At 61.2% G+C, this 17349-nt stretch carries 16 protein-coding genes and 1 tRNA gene; 10 read left to right on the forward strand and 7 right to left on the reverse strand.

Annotation, left to right across the window (positions count from 1 at the left end):
- Positions 1–26: 26 nt before the first annotated feature.
- From glgB to msrB, 3 genes are all read left to right on the forward strand, one after another.
- Positions 27–2204, forward strand: a complete 2178-nt coding sequence (gene glgB / locus G5137_RS13785) for a 1,4-alpha-glucan branching protein GlgB (protein ID WP_421255549.1) — start codon at positions 27–29, stop codon at positions 2202–2204.
- Positions 2204–4360: a glycogen debranching protein GlgX gene (gene glgX / locus G5137_RS13790; protein ID WP_219296176.1), complete on the forward strand. Its 2157-nt coding sequence runs from the start codon at positions 2204–2206 to the stop codon at positions 4358–4360. The genes glgB and glgX overlap by 1 nt, the downstream gene beginning before the upstream one ends.
- Before the next feature lie 68 nt (positions 4361–4428).
- Positions 4429–4815 (forward strand): peptide-methionine (R)-S-oxide reductase MsrB, encoded by a 387-nt coding sequence (gene msrB / locus G5137_RS13795; RefSeq protein WP_005362957.1) that lies wholly within the window; start codon positions 4429–4431, stop codon positions 4813–4815.
- 72 nt (positions 4816–4887) lie between these two features.
- Here msrB and chrA read toward each other — a convergent pair whose 3' ends face one another.
- Positions 4888–6039: a chromate efflux transporter gene (chrA, locus tag G5137_RS13800; RefSeq protein ID WP_421255550.1), complete on the reverse strand. Its 1152-nt coding sequence runs from the start codon at positions 6037–6039 to the stop codon at positions 4888–4890.
- Positions 6040–6121: 82 nt separating this feature from the next.
- Positions 6122–6568, reverse strand: a complete 447-nt coding sequence (locus G5137_RS13805; RefSeq protein ID WP_335819968.1) for an NUDIX hydrolase — start codon at positions 6566–6568, stop codon at positions 6122–6124.
- 206 nt (positions 6569–6774) lie between these two features.
- On the opposite strand from G5137_RS13805, the gene G5137_RS13810 reads away from it, so the two are divergent.
- Both G5137_RS13810 and G5137_RS13815 read left to right on the forward strand, forming a co-directional pair.
- Positions 6775–7002 (forward strand): hypothetical protein, encoded by a 228-nt coding sequence (locus tag G5137_RS13810; RefSeq protein ID WP_421255551.1) that lies wholly within the window; start codon positions 6775–6777, stop codon positions 7000–7002.
- Between the two features lie 145 nt (positions 7003–7147).
- Positions 7148–7465, forward strand: a complete 318-nt coding sequence (locus G5137_RS13815) for a hypothetical protein (protein WP_005343224.1) — start codon at positions 7148–7150, stop codon at positions 7463–7465.
- 132 nt (positions 7466–7597) lie between these two features.
- Here G5137_RS13815 and G5137_RS13820 read toward each other — a convergent pair whose 3' ends face one another.
- Together G5137_RS13820 and G5137_RS13825 are read right to left on the reverse strand one after the other, a co-directional pair.
- A complete protein-coding gene (locus tag G5137_RS13820; protein ID WP_005304871.1) occupies positions 7598–8074 on the reverse strand; it encodes an Lrp/AsnC family transcriptional regulator in 477 nt (158 codons plus the stop codon).
- A 311-nt stretch (positions 8075–8385) separates the two neighbouring features.
- Positions 8386–9009: a helix-turn-helix transcriptional regulator gene (locus tag G5137_RS13825; protein ID WP_421255552.1), complete on the reverse strand. Its 624-nt coding sequence runs from the start codon at positions 9007–9009 to the stop codon at positions 8386–8388.
- 106 nt (positions 9010–9115) lie between these two features.
- Between G5137_RS13825 and G5137_RS13830 the strand changes: the two genes are divergently transcribed.
- Both G5137_RS13830 and G5137_RS13835 read left to right on the forward strand, forming a co-directional pair.
- Positions 9116–10345: an MFS transporter gene (locus G5137_RS13830; RefSeq protein WP_421255553.1), complete on the forward strand. Its 1230-nt coding sequence runs from the start codon at positions 9116–9118 to the stop codon at positions 10343–10345.
- Between the two features lie 110 nt (positions 10346–10455).
- Complete coding sequence (locus G5137_RS13835; RefSeq protein WP_100652799.1) at positions 10456–11274, forward strand: Cof-type HAD-IIB family hydrolase; 819 nt, start codon at positions 10456–10458, stop codon at positions 11272–11274.
- 51 nt (positions 11275–11325) lie between these two features.
- Here the strand turns inward: G5137_RS13835 and G5137_RS13840 are convergent, their stop codons facing one another.
- Positions 11326–11889, reverse strand: coding sequence for a DUF2799 domain-containing protein (locus tag G5137_RS13840; protein WP_005362971.1), 564 nt, complete (start codon positions 11887–11889; stop codon positions 11326–11328).
- 207 nt (positions 11890–12096) lie between these two features.
- Here G5137_RS13840 and G5137_RS13845 point away from each other — a divergent pair, with 207 nt between their 5' ends.
- Together G5137_RS13845 and G5137_RS13850 are read left to right on the forward strand one after the other, a co-directional pair.
- Positions 12097–12936, forward strand: coding sequence for an isopenicillin N synthase family dioxygenase (locus G5137_RS13845; RefSeq protein ID WP_139443304.1), 840 nt, complete (start codon positions 12097–12099; stop codon positions 12934–12936).
- A gap of 212 nt (positions 12937–13148) precedes the next feature.
- Positions 13149–14462 carry a sodium-dependent transporter gene (locus G5137_RS13850; RefSeq protein WP_201938701.1) on the forward strand — a complete coding sequence of 438 codons (1314 nt, stop codon included), beginning with the start codon at positions 13149–13151 and terminating at the stop codon, positions 14460–14462.
- Positions 14463–14465: 3 nt separating this feature from the next.
- On the opposite strand, the gene G5137_RS13855 is transcribed toward G5137_RS13850, so the two are convergent.
- On the reverse strand, positions 14466–15185 hold the full coding sequence (locus tag G5137_RS13855) for a substrate-binding periplasmic protein (RefSeq protein ID WP_421255554.1): 720 nt from the start codon (positions 15183–15185) through the stop codon (positions 14466–14468).
- Positions 15186–15617: 432 nt separating this feature from the next.
- On the opposite strand from G5137_RS13855, the gene G5137_RS13860 reads away from it, so the two are divergent.
- Positions 15618–16931 carry a sodium-dependent transporter gene (locus tag G5137_RS13860; protein ID WP_005362979.1) on the forward strand — a complete coding sequence of 438 codons (1314 nt, stop codon included), beginning with the start codon at positions 15618–15620 and terminating at the stop codon, positions 16929–16931.
- Between the two features lie 341 nt (positions 16932–17272).
- On the opposite strand, the gene G5137_RS13865 is transcribed toward G5137_RS13860, so the two are convergent.
- Positions 17273–17348, reverse strand: a tRNA-Val gene (locus G5137_RS13865).
- Position 17349 lies beyond the last annotated feature (1 nt).

Here is a 17349-nt window from a genome sequence, read left to right on the forward strand (position 1 = left end):
ATGCTCTGTCATGAAAGGAAATCTCGATGCTCGTTGAACGTTTGGTTGCTGCCCGCTGTTCCGATCCCTTCTCTCACTTAGGCCTGCAGGCCAATCCGGATGGGCCCGGCCTCAAACTGACCGCCTGGTTGCCTGATGCCCTCGAAGTTCGCGTCAAGGATCTCAAGTCGGGCAAAGTCGTTGCCACCCTGGCGCCCACCGATGAATCGGGTCTTTTTGAAACTGTTTTCACCCGCCGCAAAAACTCCTTCCCCTATCAGCTGCTCGCCAGCTACCAAGATGCCACCACCGAGGTCATCGACCCCTATCAGTTTCAGGATGCCGCCTGGGCAGGCCTGGCCGAACTGACCGCCCAGCCGGAAAACCTCTATCACACCCTTGGCGCCCAGCTGCGCACCGTGGAGCATCTTGGCCAGCAGGTGGAAGGGGTGCGTTTTGCGGTCTATGCGCCGAGCGCCACCGCCGTGAGCCTCATCGGCGATTTCAACTTCTGGGATGGCCGCCGCCACCCGATGCAGCGCAGCCTCTGCGGTCACTGGGTGCTGTTTGTGCCGGGCCTCAAGGCCGGGGATCGCTACAAGTTTGAGCTCAAAGACCCCATGGGCAACCGGCTGCCCCACAAGAGCGATCCGGTCGGCTTTTACTGCGAGCAGTATCCGTCGTTCGCCTCCGTGGTCTATGACCACGCCCAGTACCAGTGGCAGGATGCCGAGTGGATTGCCAGCCAGCACAACGACAAACGCGAGCAGCCGCTCTCCATCTATGAGCTGCACGTCGGCTCCTGGAAGCGCCACCCCAACGGCGACAGCCTGAGCTGGCGCGAGCTGGCAGTGGAGCTGGTCGCCTACGTCAAGGAGATGGAGTACACCCACATCGAGCTGCTGCCGGTCTCCGAGCACCCCTTCAGCGGCTCCTGGGGCTACCAGCCGGTGGGCATGTTCTCCCCTACCAGCCGCTACGGCACCGCTGATGATTTCAAATACTTCGTCGACCAGTGCCACCAGGCCGGCATCGGCATCATTCTGGACTGGGTGCCCGCCCACTTCCCGTCCGATGCCCACGGCCTGGCCCGCTTCGATGGCACCCCGCTCTACGAATATGAAGATCCGCGCCGTGGCTGGCACCCGGACTGGAACTCCTACATCTACGACTTTGGCCGCGACACAGTGCGCCAGTTCCTGGTGGCGAGCGCCCTGTTCTGGCTCGACAAGTTCCACATCGACGGACTGCGGGTGGATGCGGTCGCCTCCATGCTCTATCTGGATTACTCCCGCAACGCCGGTGAGTGGGTACCGAACGTCGATGGCGGCAACCACAACTACGAGGCGATCAGCCTGCTCAAGTGGACCAACGAGGAGGTCTATGGCAAGTATCCCCACGCCATGACCATAGCCGAAGAGTCCACCGCCTTTGCCGGTGTCTCCCGCCCCACCTTCCTCGGCGGCCTCGGCTTTGGCTTCAAGTGGAATATGGGCTGGATGCACGACACCCTCACCTACATGCAGAAAGAGCCGATCCACCGCCGCTACCACCACAACGACATGACCTTCTCCATGGTTTACCACTATGACGAGAACTTCATCCTGTCGCTCTCCCACGACGAGGTGGTGCACGGCAAGCACTCCATGCTCTACAAGATGCCGGGCGACGAGTGGCAGCAAGCAGCCAACCTGCGGGCCTACATGGGTTTCATGTACGCCCACCCGGGCAAGAAGCTCAACTTCATGGGCACCGAAATCGCCCAGAGCAACGAGTGGAACCACGACGCCCAACTGCCGTGGCATCTGCTGCAATATCCCAAGCATGCCGGTCAACAGCGACTGATCCACGATCTCAACCACCTCTACCGTCATGAGCCTGCCTTGTATCAGGCCGATTATGAGCAGACCGGCTTCCGCTGGCTGGATCATAACGATGCCGACAACAGCATCTTTGCCTGGCTGCGGGCGGACAAAGAGGGCAAGCAGGCTATTGTGGTGGCTTGCAACTTCACCCCGGTGCCTCGTCTCGAATATCGGATCGGCGTCCCAGCTGAGGGCCACTATCGGGTGATGCTCAACACCGACAGCGAGTATTACTGGGGCAGTAACTATGATGTAGGTCTGGTGTTCGCTGCCGAGCCGACCCCCTGGCAGGGGATGGCGCACAGCATAGTGCTGGATCTGCCGCCGCTGGCGACCTTGTTTATCAAACAGGAGTCTTGATGCTTGTAATGGAAAAAGGGGTGGGCCACCCGCTGGGGGCCCGCCTTGACGAGAACGGTTGCCACTTCTGCGTCTGGGCCCCCCAGTCGGACAAGGTGGAGATCTGCCTGTACGACGAGCAGGAGCAGGAGCTGATGCGGCTGGAGTTGCCCGGCCGCCGTGGCCAGTATCGCTTTGGCTACGTGCGCGGCGTAAAGGCCGGTCAGCGCTACGGCTATCGGGTCTATGGTACCCCGCAGGAGGGGATGCTGTTCGATCCGCAAAAACTGCTGATCGACCCCTACGCCAAGGCGCTCAGTCGTCCCACCTACTGGGATGAAGCCCTCTATCAGGGGGACAGTGCCGGGATGATTGCCAAGTCGGTGGTAGTGGATGACAGTTTTGACTGGCAAGGGGTTGGCAAACCCGGGATCAGCCCGGCCCGCACCATTATCTACGAGACCCACGTCAAGGGCTTTACCAAGCAGCACCCGGGGATCCCCAAAGCGCTGCAGGGCACCTACCTTGGCATCTGTCACCCGCTGGTTATCGAGCACATGAAGAGCCTCGGCATCACCTCGGTGCAGCTGATGCCGGTGGCCGCCTTCATGTCGGAACCGCGACTGGAGCAGCTGGGACTGACCAACTACTGGGGCTACAACCCCATCGCCTTCTTCGCCCCGGAGCCGCGTTACAGCACCCGAGCAGACGAGGCGGTGACCGAGTTCAAGACCATGGTGCGCGAGCTGCACCGGGCCGGGCTCGAGGTGATCCTGGATGTGGTCTACAACCACACTGCCGCCTCGGGCTTCGACGGCCCTACCCTCTCGTTCAAGGGCTTTGACAACGCCGGTTACTACGCCTTCGAAGCGGGCCCCCACGGCCCGGACTACACCCGTCACGCCAACGTGACCGGCTGTGGCAACAGCGTCAATCTGGATCACCCCAACACCCTGCGACTGGTGCTCGATGCCCTGCGCTACTGGGTTACCGAGATGCAGGTGGATGGCTTCCGTTTCGATCTGGCGGTGACGCTGGCGCGGGAAGCGGGGGAGTTCGAGCCCATGGGCGCCTTCTTCAAGGCGGTGATGGCCGACCCTGTGCTGTCACAGGTCAAGCTCATCGCCGAACCCTGGGATATCGGCCCCTTCGGCTACCGGCTGGGTCAATTCCCGAGCCAGTGGCAGGAGATCAACGACCGCTACCGCGACACGGTGCGCGCCTTCTGGCGCGGTGATGCGGGCAAGATGGGGGACTTTGCCACCCGCTTGGTAGGCTCGCGGGATATTTTCCCGAAGAACTGGCGCTCCCCCCACACCAGCGTCAACTACCTCTGCTATCACGACGGTTTCACCCTGGAGGATCTGGTCTCCTACAACCAGCGCCACAATCAGGCCAACGGTGAAGACAATCGGGATGGTCACGGCAACAACCTCTCCTATAACCACGGGGTAGAGGGGCCAACCCTGGATCCGCGGGTCAACAGCCTGCGCCAGCAGCAGAAGCGCAATCTGATTGCCACCCTGCTGCTGTCGCAAGGGACCCCGCACTTCCTCGCCGGGGACGAGATGGGCCGCAGCCAGCTTGGCAACAACAACGCCTACTGTCAGGACAACCAGATCAGCTGGGTCAACTGGCAGTGGCGACCGGAGGATGAACGGCTGTTCGCCTTCACCCAGCAGATGATGGCGCTGCGGGCGGAGTCGTGCGTCTTCTCCAACCTGCAACTGAGCGACGACAGCTGGAATGGCACCCCGTCCAGCTGCCATCAGGTCAACTGGTATCACCCGGACGGCCACCAGCTCACCGATCAGGATTGGCACGCCCCCATGGGGCAGGCGTTCGCCATGGATATCGGCATGATCAACTGTGTCGGCGAGCGCTGGTACGTGCTGTTCAACGCCAGCGACTACGATATCCAGTTCCGCCTGCCCCCGCCGGGGGAAGGGCTGGAGTGGATCCAGACCATCGACACCGCCACTAACGATGGGCTGCCCTTCCTGCCCGATGACATCAAACGGCAGGTGGCGGTCGGCCGGGCCCACTCCCTCAAACTGCTGGAGCGGGTGGCGCTGGCCAGCACGGCGGAGGATGCCCAGCCACCGCAGCAGGAAATTCTCCCTGCATCCGGTGAGGAGATGGTTGCCACCTCGATCACAGATACAGGCAAAGCATAAGAGGCATGCTGGAGTCAGCTTTACGGAGCCGCTATGCTGGGCTCCGGTATGGATGGCAAGGAGTCGGTATGAGCAGTAACAATCCGGAACAGTGGCGCAGCAAACTGACCCCCGAGCAGTTTCACGTCTGCTGGGAGAAGGGCACCGAGCGCCCCTACAGCGGCGCCCTGCTCCACAATCGCAAGAGCGGCGACTACCTCTGTGTCTGCTGCAAGAGCGTGCTGTTTCACTCAGGAGCCAAGTTTGATTCCGGCTGCGGCTGGCCCTCGTTCGACAAGGCCATCGAGGGGACGGTGGAGTACACCGAAGACAACAGCCACGGCATGAAGCGGGTGGAGATCACCTGCCGCCAGTGCGGCTCTCACCTCGGTCACGTCTTCCCCGACGGACCGACCGAGACAGGCCAGCGCTACTGCGTCAACAGCCTGAGTCTGGATTTCGATCCCGAGGTCTGAACGGCTTACCCATTGCAATAAAAACGGCGCCTCCATCACGGAGGCGCCGTTTTTATCGGGATTTCACCGGCTTCACGCCAGCAGGATGGCGGCCATCACCAGCAGGGCCGCGATGGCCGGCACCGGCAACTTCAACACCCGCAGCAGATAAAAGCCGATGGCCGCCAGCGCCAGATCGGTCGGCGCCAGCACCGCACTCTGCCACACCGGCTGATAGAGGGCCGCCAGCAACAAGCCCACTACGGCAGCATTGATGCCGGTGACAGCCCCCGCCAGACGGGGCCGGGCCAGCCACTGTTGCCAGCAGGGGCCCACCGCCCAGAGCAGCAGAAAGCCGGGTGCAAAGAGCGCCAGGGTCGCCAACAGGGCCCCGATCATCGGCATCTCGGGCTGCAACTGGGCGCCAAGATAGGTGGCAAGGGTAAACATGGGGCCCGGCACCAACTGGGCCAGGCTGTAACCGGTCAGAAACTGCTGCGCGTTGAGAGTGTGGCCCACGCTCTCTTGCAGCAGCGGCAGCACCACATGGCCACCGCCAAACACCAGACTACCGGCGCGATAGAAGTCGGCAACCAGCTGGCCAATCGGGCTACCGAGCAGCGGCAGACCGATAAAAAGGATGCCAAACAGCAGCAGGGTCGGCCAATGAGGCTGACTGCTGGCGGCAGAAGGCTGCTCGGCGGAGGCTGGCACACTACCCGCCCCGCTCTGGCTGCGGGCGCAGATCAGCGCAGCTCCCGCCAGCATCAACAGTTGAGTCAGCAGACCGGGCTGCCACCAGAGTGCAGCAGCGGTCACCACCATGATCCCTTGAGTCATTCCCGTGGCACAGAACTGACGACTCATGGTGAGCACCGCATCGGCCACCACGATGAGCGCCAGCAGCTTGAGGCCGTGCAGTGCCGCATCGAGCCACAGATTGCTGCCCAGCTGGCCGATGCCGATCGCGGCCGCCAGTAGCAGCAGAAATGAGGGCAGCGTGAAGCCAAGAAAAGCTGAGAGCGCCCCGCCCAGACCGGCGCGATGACGACCGATGGCGAAACCAAGCTGGCTGGAGGCGGGCCCCGGCAGCAGTTGGCACAGCGCCAGCAAGCGGGCAAATTCGGCCTGTGTCAGCCAGCCAAGCCGCTGGACGAAGGTGCGCTGGAAATAGCCGATATGAGCGGCCGGACCACCAAAGCTGATGCAGCCCAGCCATAAAAACTGAATAAATACCTGTCCCACGCTCTTCTCCCTCATCCCTCTTCTCCCGATGGAGAGGGGATATTATGACAGCGCGATGATCGTTTTATGACAATCAGACTGATTAGGCCGACACCATGGGCATATCACCCGGCAGATAGCAGCGTCCCGCCAGCCAGCAGGCGATGGACTGACGGCTGGCGTCGAAATGGGGCTCGGGCAACGCGCGCGGATCGCACCAGACCCAGCCTTCGCACTTCTCCGGCTCCAGCAGTTGCGGCTCACCATCGGCCTTAGCGTGCAGCGTCACCGAGATATAGTGCAACCCGCTCTCGCGCCATGTCTCCAGATTGTTGGTCACCGCCACGACCTCGGGCCCGTGGATCTCAAGTCCGGTCTCCTCGGCCACCTCGCGGATCGCCGCCGACTCGAAGCTCTCCCCCAACTCCAGATGACCACCCGGGATCGACCAGTAAGGGGCATGGCTCCCTTTGCGTTTGCCAAACAGCACCTGGCCTTGGGCGTTGGTCAGGATGACGCCGACCCCGACGCGGGGATAGAGAGTGGACATGAAAACGCTCCTTCAATCAGGCAGTAAAACGGCCCCACCTTAGGCCCAAGGAGGGCACAGGGCAAGCCCCGGCTGCACGGCACCTGCACCTGTCGGTGACCTCTCCCCTTGCCCCTTAACCGGTTATCACTGATGCTGGGGAGTGAAGCCCGGATGGAGAGGTCATCCCAATCCTCTCAGTCCCCCATCACCCCGAGGAGTCCGCCATGAAAAAATTGCTCCCCCTGTGCGCTCTGCTGCTCACGGCTTGCCAAACCACGCCGTCCCCCAACTCGCTCGCCATCGATGATGCCGACACCTGGCAGGCCATTTGCAAAGATGGCACCCGGGTTCGCGCCGTGGTGGCAGAGGGGATCTGTGGGGATCATCGCGGGGTAGCCATGTGGACGAATAAGCCAAGAGCTGAACGGATGGCAGAAGAAGCCGCCAAATAGTGTGATCCAGGCACCATAAAATGACACTACCGGCCAATTGGTCGGATTTTTTCGCGATCTCGCCAGCACTTTGCCACCTTGTTCATGGTGCGCTCAGTTTTCTGTTCCCATACTGGCCCTACAGTTCCAAAAGAGGAGAGACAAGATGCAAACATCCATCGTTGGGCTCTCCATTCTGTGGGGGCTAGCCAGTTTTGGTGTTCAGGGGGATTTCATCGAGAGCCGTGATTCCGTTGCGCCATCCTGGCAAGCCGAGTCCAGAGTGGAGATGGAAGGTTATCTGATTGAATCGCTTGGCGAAGATCGCTGGCTGTTCGACAACGGCAGCGAGAGTCTGCTGGTCTCCCTGCCCGAGGGGCAGTGGGTGCCGACCGGTGAGCGGCTGCGGGTCAGCGGCGAACCGCAGCAGGAGCAGAGCGGCTGGCTGCTGCAGGTGGAAGACATCAGCCAGGTCAGCGTCTGACCACGGCAGTCGCCCCGTTACCGCGACAGCTAATCCAGAACCGCATTACCACGACCGAATAACCAAGAGCGAATAGCAAAAGAGGAGGCCACTGGCCTCCTCTTTCTGTTTCTATAAGCGGTTTGCGCGGGCTCAACCCAGATGGTTGAGCGGCAGCGCCGTCTTGTGCTTGATGCGGCGCAGCACGAAGCTGGAGCGCACCCCGGTCACCCCCGGAATATGGGTCAGCTTGTCCAGCAGGAAGTGCTGGTAGTGCTCCATGTCGCGCACCACCACCTTGAGCTGGTAGTCGGCATCATTGCCGGTGATAAGGTCACACTCCAACACTTCGGGCAGTTCGCTGATGGCGCGGTCGAAATTCTCGAACCGCTCGGGCGTATGTCTGTCCATGGAAATGTGAATGTAGGCGGTGAGGGTGAGGCCAAGCTGGCGGGCGTTGAGCAGAGTAACGTGGGTGTCGATGAGACCGGCATCCTCCAGCGCCTTGACCCGGCGGGAGCAGGGGGACGGCGAGAGCCCGACCAGCTCGGCCAGTTCCAGATTGCTGATGCGGCCATTCTCCTGCATCAGCTCGAGAATATGTCTGTCTATGCGATCAAGTTTCAGCATTTACCCTTCCTCGTTGCAATGACTAATCCACTTTTCCTAGATTAAGGGTGAACTATTGCAAAAACAACCGAAATAAGTGGTTACTTTGCAACCACTCACCGGCACGGGAGGGATACTATGGTTACATCTTCCGGTGGCAAAGCAGATACCTGACCGGGTCTCTGCGGTGAAGGACCTTACCGGGTCAAGAGCCCCATCAGCCGTCTTACCTTATCGGGAAACGACGGGCTGGAACGAGAGAACCCCCTCCCCGAAGGCAACAAAGCAGGCATCCCGGCGCCTGCTTTGTTGTTTTTGGGCGTTTGACGAAATCAGAGCGCGGGCGGCGTGATGCGATAGAGGCAGCGATGCGCCCCCTCCAGCAGATATTGCTCCCGCTCCACCGTTGCTGGCGCCAGCAGCTGGCGAAACAGCGCCAGTTCGCTGCGACAGAAACCGCGGCAGCTGCGCGCTGCCGCACAGATGGGACAGTGGCTCTCCCACAGCAGCCAGCTGCCATCCTCTTCGCGGCGGATCTCCGCCATGTAGCCCTCGCGAGTGCGCAGCTCCTTGAGCGCCGCCAGCCGGCCAGAGAGGCCATGGGACCCCAGCGCCTCCTGATAGCGAGCAAGCATCTGCTGCTCCCGCTGCTGGATCAGCCGTTCCATCCCCTCCTCGCCAAACAGCTCGCGCACGTTGTCGATCAGCTGCACGGTCAGGTCGCTATGGCTATCGGGGAAGCGCTGCCAGGCCTGCTCGGTGAGCTGCCACAGCCGCACGGGACGACCGCGCCCGCGCGCCTCGTCGCTGAATGTGACCCACCCCTCCTGCTCCAGTGCGAGCAGGTGCTGGCGGGCGCCCATGGAGGTCATCTGCAACTGCTCCCCCAGCGCGGCGGCGCTCTGCGGGCCATGGCTCTTGAGCAGAAACAGGATCTTGTCGGTGCTTGCGTTCATGATCTCATTATGGGGAGCGCCCTTTATTAAATCAACAATTCACTTTACTTAATCCCGTCTATGAATCAGCATAAATAAACCAATAACTTTATTTAATGGGTGCGACATGGAGAAACACGGGCACAAAAATCCCCTCTGGGTGCTGGTCATGACGGTCACGCTGGCAGTTGCAGGTTTCAGTCTCCCCTCCCCGGTGTTGGCACCCTTGCTGCTGGATCCGGCCCACGGCATGCTGATGCCGGATGCCTCCGACTGGAGCCGCAAGGTGTGGCTGGGGGTCATCATGGGGCTCTACCCGCTGTTCCAGCTGGTGGGCAGCCCCTGGCTCGGTCGCCTCTCCGACCGCTATGGCCGCAAGCCACTGCTGTTGCTCTCGCTGGCGGGGGTACTGGCAGGCTATGCCCTGATGGCACTCGGTATCGCCTGGCGCTCCCTCCCCCTGTTGCTGCTCAGCCGGATTGTGGAGGGGCTGTGCAACGGCAACATCGCCATCGTGCAGGCGATGGCGGCGGCTCTCGCCGGCAAGGAGCACAAGGCGCGCAGCTTCGCCTGGATCAACATCGGCATGAATCTGGGCTGGGTAGTGGGGCCGATGATCGGGGGCTACGCCGCGGTGATCTCGGGGGATTACAGTCTGGCCGCCTGGCTGGCGGTAGGAATGACCCTGCTCAACCTGCTGCTTGTCTACTGGCTGATCCCCTATCGTCCGCCGGTGGCGGCCACCCGTCAGGCAGTGACCCTCTCCAGCCGCCAGCTATTGCTGCAACCGGCCCTGCTGCCCTACTTCGCACTCACCCTGATCAGCTATGGCGCCGTGCAGCTCTATTTCACCTACTTCAATATCTGGCTGGTGGAGCGGCTGGCCTGGGATCCGGCCCAGCTGGCGCAGGCAGCGGTGCTGGTGAGCCTGCCCATGATGGCGGGCTCCTGGCTCGGCTCCCGCATCGCCCGTCACTGGCGCGGCAGTTCCCTCGGCATTGTCGGCCATCTGGTGATGGCGAGCGGCATGCTGCTCTTTATCCTGCCCGTGCACTGGTGGGGGCTGGCGCTTACCTTCGTTCCGGCTGGCATCGGCATGAGCCTGGGGGAGCTGGCCACTTCGGTGGCGATCTCCAACCGCAGCAACCCGGAGCAGCAGGGGCAGGCAATGGGGCTCTACCGTGCCCTCGCCGTGGGCAGCGAGATCCTGGCGGTGCTGCTCGGCAGTCTGGTGCTGCTGGCCGGTACAGAGTGGCCCTTCTATCTCGCCACCCTCTGCTCCCTTGCCAGTGCCGCCGGTTTCTATCTGCTGCGTCGCCGTGCCGACCGTCGTCAACAGCTGGCAAGCTGCACCTGAGCCACGAAGGGATCACAGTTCGGCGCTTCGGCCGCGGGCAAGACTTGCATCGGGGCGCCGGGTCTGGGACGGTAAAGCTCTTTGCGGATTTGTTCGATGCTGGAGGAGCTATGAGTGAGTACAAGGCCATCGCGCTCGATATGGATGGCACCCTGCTGACCCGGGATCACAAGATCTCGTCGGCCACCCGGGCAGCCCTGGCGCAAGCCCGCGCCCACGGCATCAAGGTGCTGCTGGTCACGGGGCGCCACTACATGACGGCGCGTCCCTTCCACCACGAGCTGGCCCTCGATACCCCCCTCATCTGCAGCAACGGCGCCTATCTCTATGATCCGGTGCAGAACCGGATCCTACGTGGCGACCCGCTGGCGGTCGCTCCGCTTACCGAGCTGCTGGCCGCGGTCGAGGCGCAGCAGATGGGCGCCCTGTTCCACCTGAGCGAGGGCATTGGCTACATCGGCTGCGAGGAGCATGTCACCCGCATCCGCCACTGGTCGGCCAATCAGCCGGACCACCTAAAGATCGCCCTCCACCCGGTCGAGGAGCTGGCAGGCTGGCTCGACAACCCGGTCTGGAAACTGGAGCTGTTCAATCAGGATCCGGCACGCCTGCACACCTTTATGGGCGAGGTGGTCGAGCAGATGCCCTTTACCCGCGACTGGGCGGCCCCCTATGCGGTGGAGCTGGTACAGCCCGGTTGCAGCAAGGGCAACCGGCTGGCCCAGTGGGCAGCCAGCGAAGGGATTGCGATGGAACAGGTGGTGGCGTTTGGTGACAACAACAACGACATCAGCATGTTCGAGCAAGTTGGGCTGGCGGTGGCCATGGGCAATGCGGCCCCGCAAATCCAGAGTCATGCCCATCGGGTCACGGCCGATCACAACGAAGATGGCATCGCACTGGCGCTACAGCGCTGGGTTCTGCCCTGAGCTGACAAGATGCAACATGGCCAGCACGCGGGCTGGCCATGAAGAGAGGGATTAACCGCCGAAGGAGAACTGGATCACCCGATCCGGATAACGCAGACGGTTGTACTCCCGGCGCAGGGATTCGTAGTGGCGAATGGCCCGATCGCGCTTGGCGCGGTAATAGTCACGCTGTTCCGTGTTGGTTTCGTTGCGGATGCTGCGCTCCAGCGTATCGATATCACGCTCGGTACGCTCCAGCTCGTCGCTGATCTCCCGCAGGCGAGCAGCCAGTTTGTACTCTTCGTAGCCACGCTGATACTGCTTGAGGAAGCTGGCGTCATTGGGGCATACCCCCAGATAAGCCTGCCCCTCCTTGCCCTTGCTGTAAGCCAGCTCGGGAATGCAGTAGAGCTCCAGCCCCTTGTCGTAGCCCCGTTTCCACTCGGCCTCATCCACTTTGAGACCATATTCGCTGCAAGACGAAACGTAGTCGCGGGTCGCCTGACGGGTTTTGCCTTCCGATCCATCCTGATAACCCAGGTTGTACCAGCTCATGGTGCGGCACTCATCTTCTGACAGGGCACTGCATCCCGCCAGCAATACCGGCAGGGTCAGCAACAGGATTTTGGGGGACATGAACAGACTCCGGAAAAGATAGTGAGCGGCATTCTAGAGAGGATAAAAGGCCATAACAAGGGATGCGCCCCCGCGCAGTCTGGTGCGGTTTATTTGATGTTTTTGTCACTATTCAACGCCGTGCCAGACGGGGCAGCCAACCCGCTTTCCTTGTTATCAGGTGCAAGGTAAACTGCGCCATCTTTTAACTGGCGCGCAACAAAAACAATGAAAGTCCTGACCGTCGATTACCGCTCACCCGATGCGGCCCAACGCTTCACCGAATCCCTGCGAACCACCGGCTTTGGCGTGCTGACCAACCACCCCATCCCGAAAGAGCTGGTGCAGTCCATCTACGACAACTGGTATCGCTTCTTCATGAGCGAGCAGAAGCAGGATTTCCTGTTCAACCGCGAAACCCAGGATGGCTACTTCCCGCCGTCGGTCTCCGAGGTGGCCAAGGGCCATAGCCAGAAAGACATCAAGGAGTACTTCCACATCTACCCCTGGGGCCAGATGCCGGAAGAACTGAAGGAGCAGGCAATGGAGTACTACCGCCTCGCCAACGGTCTGGCCGCCGAGCTGCTGGGCTGGGTCGAGCAGTACACCCCGGCCGATATCGCCGCTCACTACAGCTGCCCCCTCTCCTCGATGATCGAAGAGAGCCAGAAAACCCTGCTGCGGGTGCTGCACTATCCGCCGTTCGATGGCACCGAGGAGCCGGGCGCCATCCGCGCCGCCGCCCACGAGGATATCAACCTGCTCACCATTCTGCCCGCCGCCAACGAGCCGGGGCTGCAGGTGAAGGGTTTCGATGGCGAGTGGATGGACGTGCCGTGCGACTTTGGCACCCTCATCATCAATATCGGCGACATGCTGCAGGAGGCCTCTCGCGGCTACTACCCTTCCACCACTCACCGCGTCATCAACCCGACCGGTGGCAATGCCGCCAAGTCACGCATCTCCCTGCCGCTGTTCCTCCATCCGCGCCCGGATGTGGTGCTCTCCGAGCGCCATACCGCCCACAGCTACCTGATGGAGCGGCTGCGGGAGCTCGGGGTGATCTAGTCCGCCGACGAGCAGTTGTCAGAGGCCAAACCGGAGCAATCTCGCTCCGGTTTTTTATTGAGTGGCAGAATTGGGCAAAAAACAGAATTAAATTAGCATATCATGCCAATAAATCGCATATACACCTGATAACCGTCGTAGTGATTGCGCAGTGACCTCCGTAACATGAGCGCCATTCTGCCCCTGCCAAGGGGCGCTCGATTGGAGTTCTTATGAAGCAGTCCCAATGGTCATCCCGACTCGGCTACATCCTCGCCGCAGCGGGTTCCGCGGTCGGTATCGGCGCAATCTGGAAATTCCCCTACGTCACAGCCGTCAACGGCGGCGGCGCCTTCCTGCTGGTCTTTCTGCTGTTCAGCTTCACCCTGGGGGTTGCGGTACTGATGGGGGAGACCCTGCTCGGCAGCATGAGTCGCCGCGGGGTAGTCGGTGCCTTCTCCGATCTGCTCGGCAAACAGTGGCGATGGGTTGGGGTAATGGGGGTGATCTCTACCCTGCTCATCTACTGCTTCTACAGCGTGGTGGGCGGCTGGACCCTGGGTTATACCGGCATGGCCCTCTCCGGTCAGCTCAACCATGGGGATGCGGCTGCTCTCACCGCCCGCTTCAATGACTATGTCAGCGGCGACGTCTGGCCAATCCTCACTCACCTGCTGTTTGCCGCCCTCACCTGGATAGTCGTGCAAGGAGGCATTCAGAAAGGAGTGGAGCGCACCTTGCGCTGGATGATGCCGGCCCTGTTCCTGATGATCCTGATGCTGGTCGCCTTTGGCCTCACCCTGCCCAATGCGATGGCGGGAGTACGTCACTTCCTGATGCCCGACTTCAGCAAGCTGGGGATGTCCGGCGTGCTCGATGCCATGGGGCTGGCCTTCTTCTCCCTCTCCATCGGTCTGGGCATTCACACCACCTACGGCGCCTATCTGCCGACCAGCGAAGGGGTTGGTCGCTCCAGCCTCTGGGTGGTGCTGCTGGCCAGCATGGTGGCGGTACTGGCGGGTTTGATGATTTTCCCGGTGCTGGCCTCGACCGGTATCGACCCGGCCTCCGGCCCCGGCCTCACCTTTATGACCATGCCGGCGGTATTTCAGCTGTTGCCCTTCGGTCAGGTGCTTGAGGTGATCTTCTTCGCCCTGCTGGTCTTTGCGGCACTCTCTTCGGCCATATCCCTGCTGGAGCATTTGCAGTGCTTCCTGTGCGAGACCTGGGGCTGGTCACGCCGCACGGCCTGCAGCGCCATCACTGGATTCGTCATGGTTAGCGGTGTTCCGGTCAGCCTGTCGTTTGGCCCGCTGCAACACGCCACCCTGTTTGGCAAAACCATCTTCGAGCTGCTGGACTTTGTCACCTCCAACCTGATGATGCCGCTGTTCGGCCTGATGCTGACGCTGCTGCTGGGCTGGAAGCTGGGACGCAAGGCGCTGCCGCAGGGGATTGCCAGCCACTGGCATCACTTGCTGATGAACTGCTGGCGCTGGATTGCCCCCTTGCTGATCGGCGGGATCTTGATTCGCGGTCTGGTGTGACGGTTACTCTTCGCGGGTGGGCTCATCGGCCCGCCCCTGGGCGGCTCTGACGGCCTCCAGGGCATGCTGCCAACGGGTGATCTCGGCATCATCCGTTCCCTTGGAGAAGACGATATAGAGACCGGCCTGATGGAGCAGCACGCCACTGCTGACGATGCTGCGCCGGGATAACCCCATCTTGTCGAGGGTGGCCTCCATCACCAGCTCCGCCATCGGCAAGGCATCGATCTTGCCCAGCATCAGCCGCTCTATCGCCTCCCCGACTGTCTTGTAGCGCACCAGATTGGTGTAGCCCTCATGGGTCAGCCGCACATCATCGGCATTGCCCAGCACGACCCCCACTCTGGGCAGATCTCGCAACTGTGCCAGCGAGGTCAGCGGGTGGCGACTATCCGGCCCCTGATAGATAAAGACCCGATTGATAAAGAGCGGGCCAACCCATTTGAAATGAGACTCCCGCTCCGGGAGCCGCTGTACCACGAACAGTCCATAGCCGGGCTCGACCCGTGCCAGCGCCAGCGCCCGCTTGAGCGGGTAAATCCGCACCGGATAGCGGGTGCCAAGCTCCTCCTGCACCTCATCAATCAAACGAATAGCGAATCCGTCGAGCTTGCCGTCGCGGTATTCGGTAAAGGGGGGTAAGTCGTGACTCAGCAGGGTTAATCCGGACTGCGCCGACACACTCAGGCTGATCAGTAACCAGGGCAGCACCATCCATCTCATACGACATCCTGTCTCATCGTTGTTCCCGTCAGTGCCATGTAGCGGTCACTAGTTCCAGAAGAAGCTACGTCGATTATCGCCCAGTAAATAGCCACAAGGTAGAAAAGATACGGCCCGGCGAGGTTTTCCCCTACTGAGTTGTACGTATAGTCAGAGTGGTGACAGCGGCACACATAAAAAATTTTCGATTTTATGTGTCAATTATTCTTTCCATGGTTTAGGCTGTTTCCTAATTCATTAGTCAGGTTGTCACCTCATGTCTGCCATCCTCGTGCTGTTTGGTCGATTTTTTAGCTCGCAAGAGAGGTGACCTTGCACGCACAGTTTTTCTGAATGTTCATTGCAAAGGTCGCCTCAGGCGGCCTTTTTTATGGTCTGTCGTTTATTGCTACAGAGGAGTATTGCTTCGATGTCGTGTTACCCGGAGGTTGTATGAGCCAGGTTCAGTGGTCTTCCCGTCTCGGTCATGTGCTGGCCGCAGCAGGCACAGCGATTGGCCTTGGTGCCATCTGGAAGTTTCCCTATGTGACCGCCACCAATGGCGGTGGCGCCTTTCTGCTGGTGTTTCTGCTGTTCAGCTTCACCCTGGGGGTAGCGGTACAGGTCGGCGAAACCCTGCTCGGCAGCCATAGCCAGCGCGGGGTGCTCGGCGCCTTTCGCAAACTGGTGGGGCCGAACTGGCGCTGGATGGGGTATATGGGGATCGCCTGCGGCTTCTTTATATACAGCTTCTACAGCGTGGTCGGTGGCTGGACCGTGGGTTACGCCGCGCTGGCGATGGCTGGCAAGCTCAACCTGAGCGAGGGGAGCGCCCTCACCGCCCTGTTCAACGGCTATGTCAGCAACCCCTGGTGGCCGGTGCTGACCCATCTGATCTTCGCGGGCCTGACCTGGTGGTTCGTGCAGGGGGGGATTCAGAAAGGGGTGGAGCGGGCACTGCGCTGGATGATGCCCGCGCTCTTCATCATGATGCTACTGCTGGTGGGGGTTGGCCTCTCCATGCCCGGCTCCATGGCGGGTGTGCGCCAGCTGCTGCTGCCGGACTTCTCCATGCTGACCGGCCAGAGCGTGCTGGACGCGCTGGGACTGGCCTTCTTCTCCCTCTCCATCGGGCTCGGGGTACACACGACCTATGGCGCCTACCTGCCCAATAGCGAAGGTGTGCTGCGCTCCGGCGTCTGGGTGGTCACTCTGGCAAGCCTTATCTCGGTGCTGGCGGGCTTGATGATCTTCCCGGCGCTGGCCTCTACCGGCATAGACCCCACTGCCGGGCCGGGTCTCACCTTTATGACCATGCCTGCCGTGTTCAGCCATCTGCCGTTCGGTCAGGGACTGGGGGTGGTCTTCTTCCTGTTGCTGCTGGTCGCCGCGCTCTCCTCCTCCATCTCCATGCTGGAGCATCTGGTGCGCTTCACCACCGAGGAGTGGGGTTGGTCGCGCCGTGGCGCCTGCCGGGTGTTGACCCTGCTCATCATGGCCTCCGGCATTCCGGTGAGCCTGTCGTTCGGCCCATGGAGCGATCTGACCCTGTTTGGCAAGACCATCTTCGAGTTGCTCGACTATCTGACCTCCAACCTGATGATGCCGCTGTTTGGTCTGGTACTGACCCTGCTGCTGGGCTGGCGCCTGGGTGATGCCATTCTCCCTGTGGGCCTGTCACCTGCCCTGCGTCTGGCGCTGCTCTGGTGCTGGCGCGTGGTGGCGCCGCTGCTGATCAGCGGGATCCTGATCCGCGGGATCATGTAGCACCTTGCGCATCTTTGCGGGCAGGCCTTGGCCTGCCCTTTTTATTGCTGGCGTTTGCTTTATTACAGGCGTTCATATGAGCAGCATCACGATGGACAGGAGTGCAGTCGGGCAATCTCGGAAGAGCAGGATGAAGAAGGGTCGGAGTGGCAGAGCGGCAGAGCGGCAGAGCGGCAGAGCGGCAGAGTGGCACAATAAGAGGTGGCGTTCGGCTCGCCACACCGGCAACAGAAGAAGTTGAAGTACTGAATTGCGGGCAAAAAAAATCCCCATCTGAGTGGGGACTTTCTCTGCAACTGAAGCTGAAGCTGAAGCTGATATCTCAGCTTCGCTTGCGAATATGGTGGTCGTTACTGGGATCGAACCAGTGACCCCCTCCTTGTAAGGGAGGTGCTCTCCCAGCTGAGCTAAACGACCT

Origin of the sequence: Aeromonas sp. 600282 (genome assembly GCF_049175755.1) — a bacterium.
GTDB classification, from domain to species: domain Bacteria; phylum Pseudomonadota; class Gammaproteobacteria; order Enterobacterales; family Aeromonadaceae; genus Aeromonas; species Aeromonas veronii_A.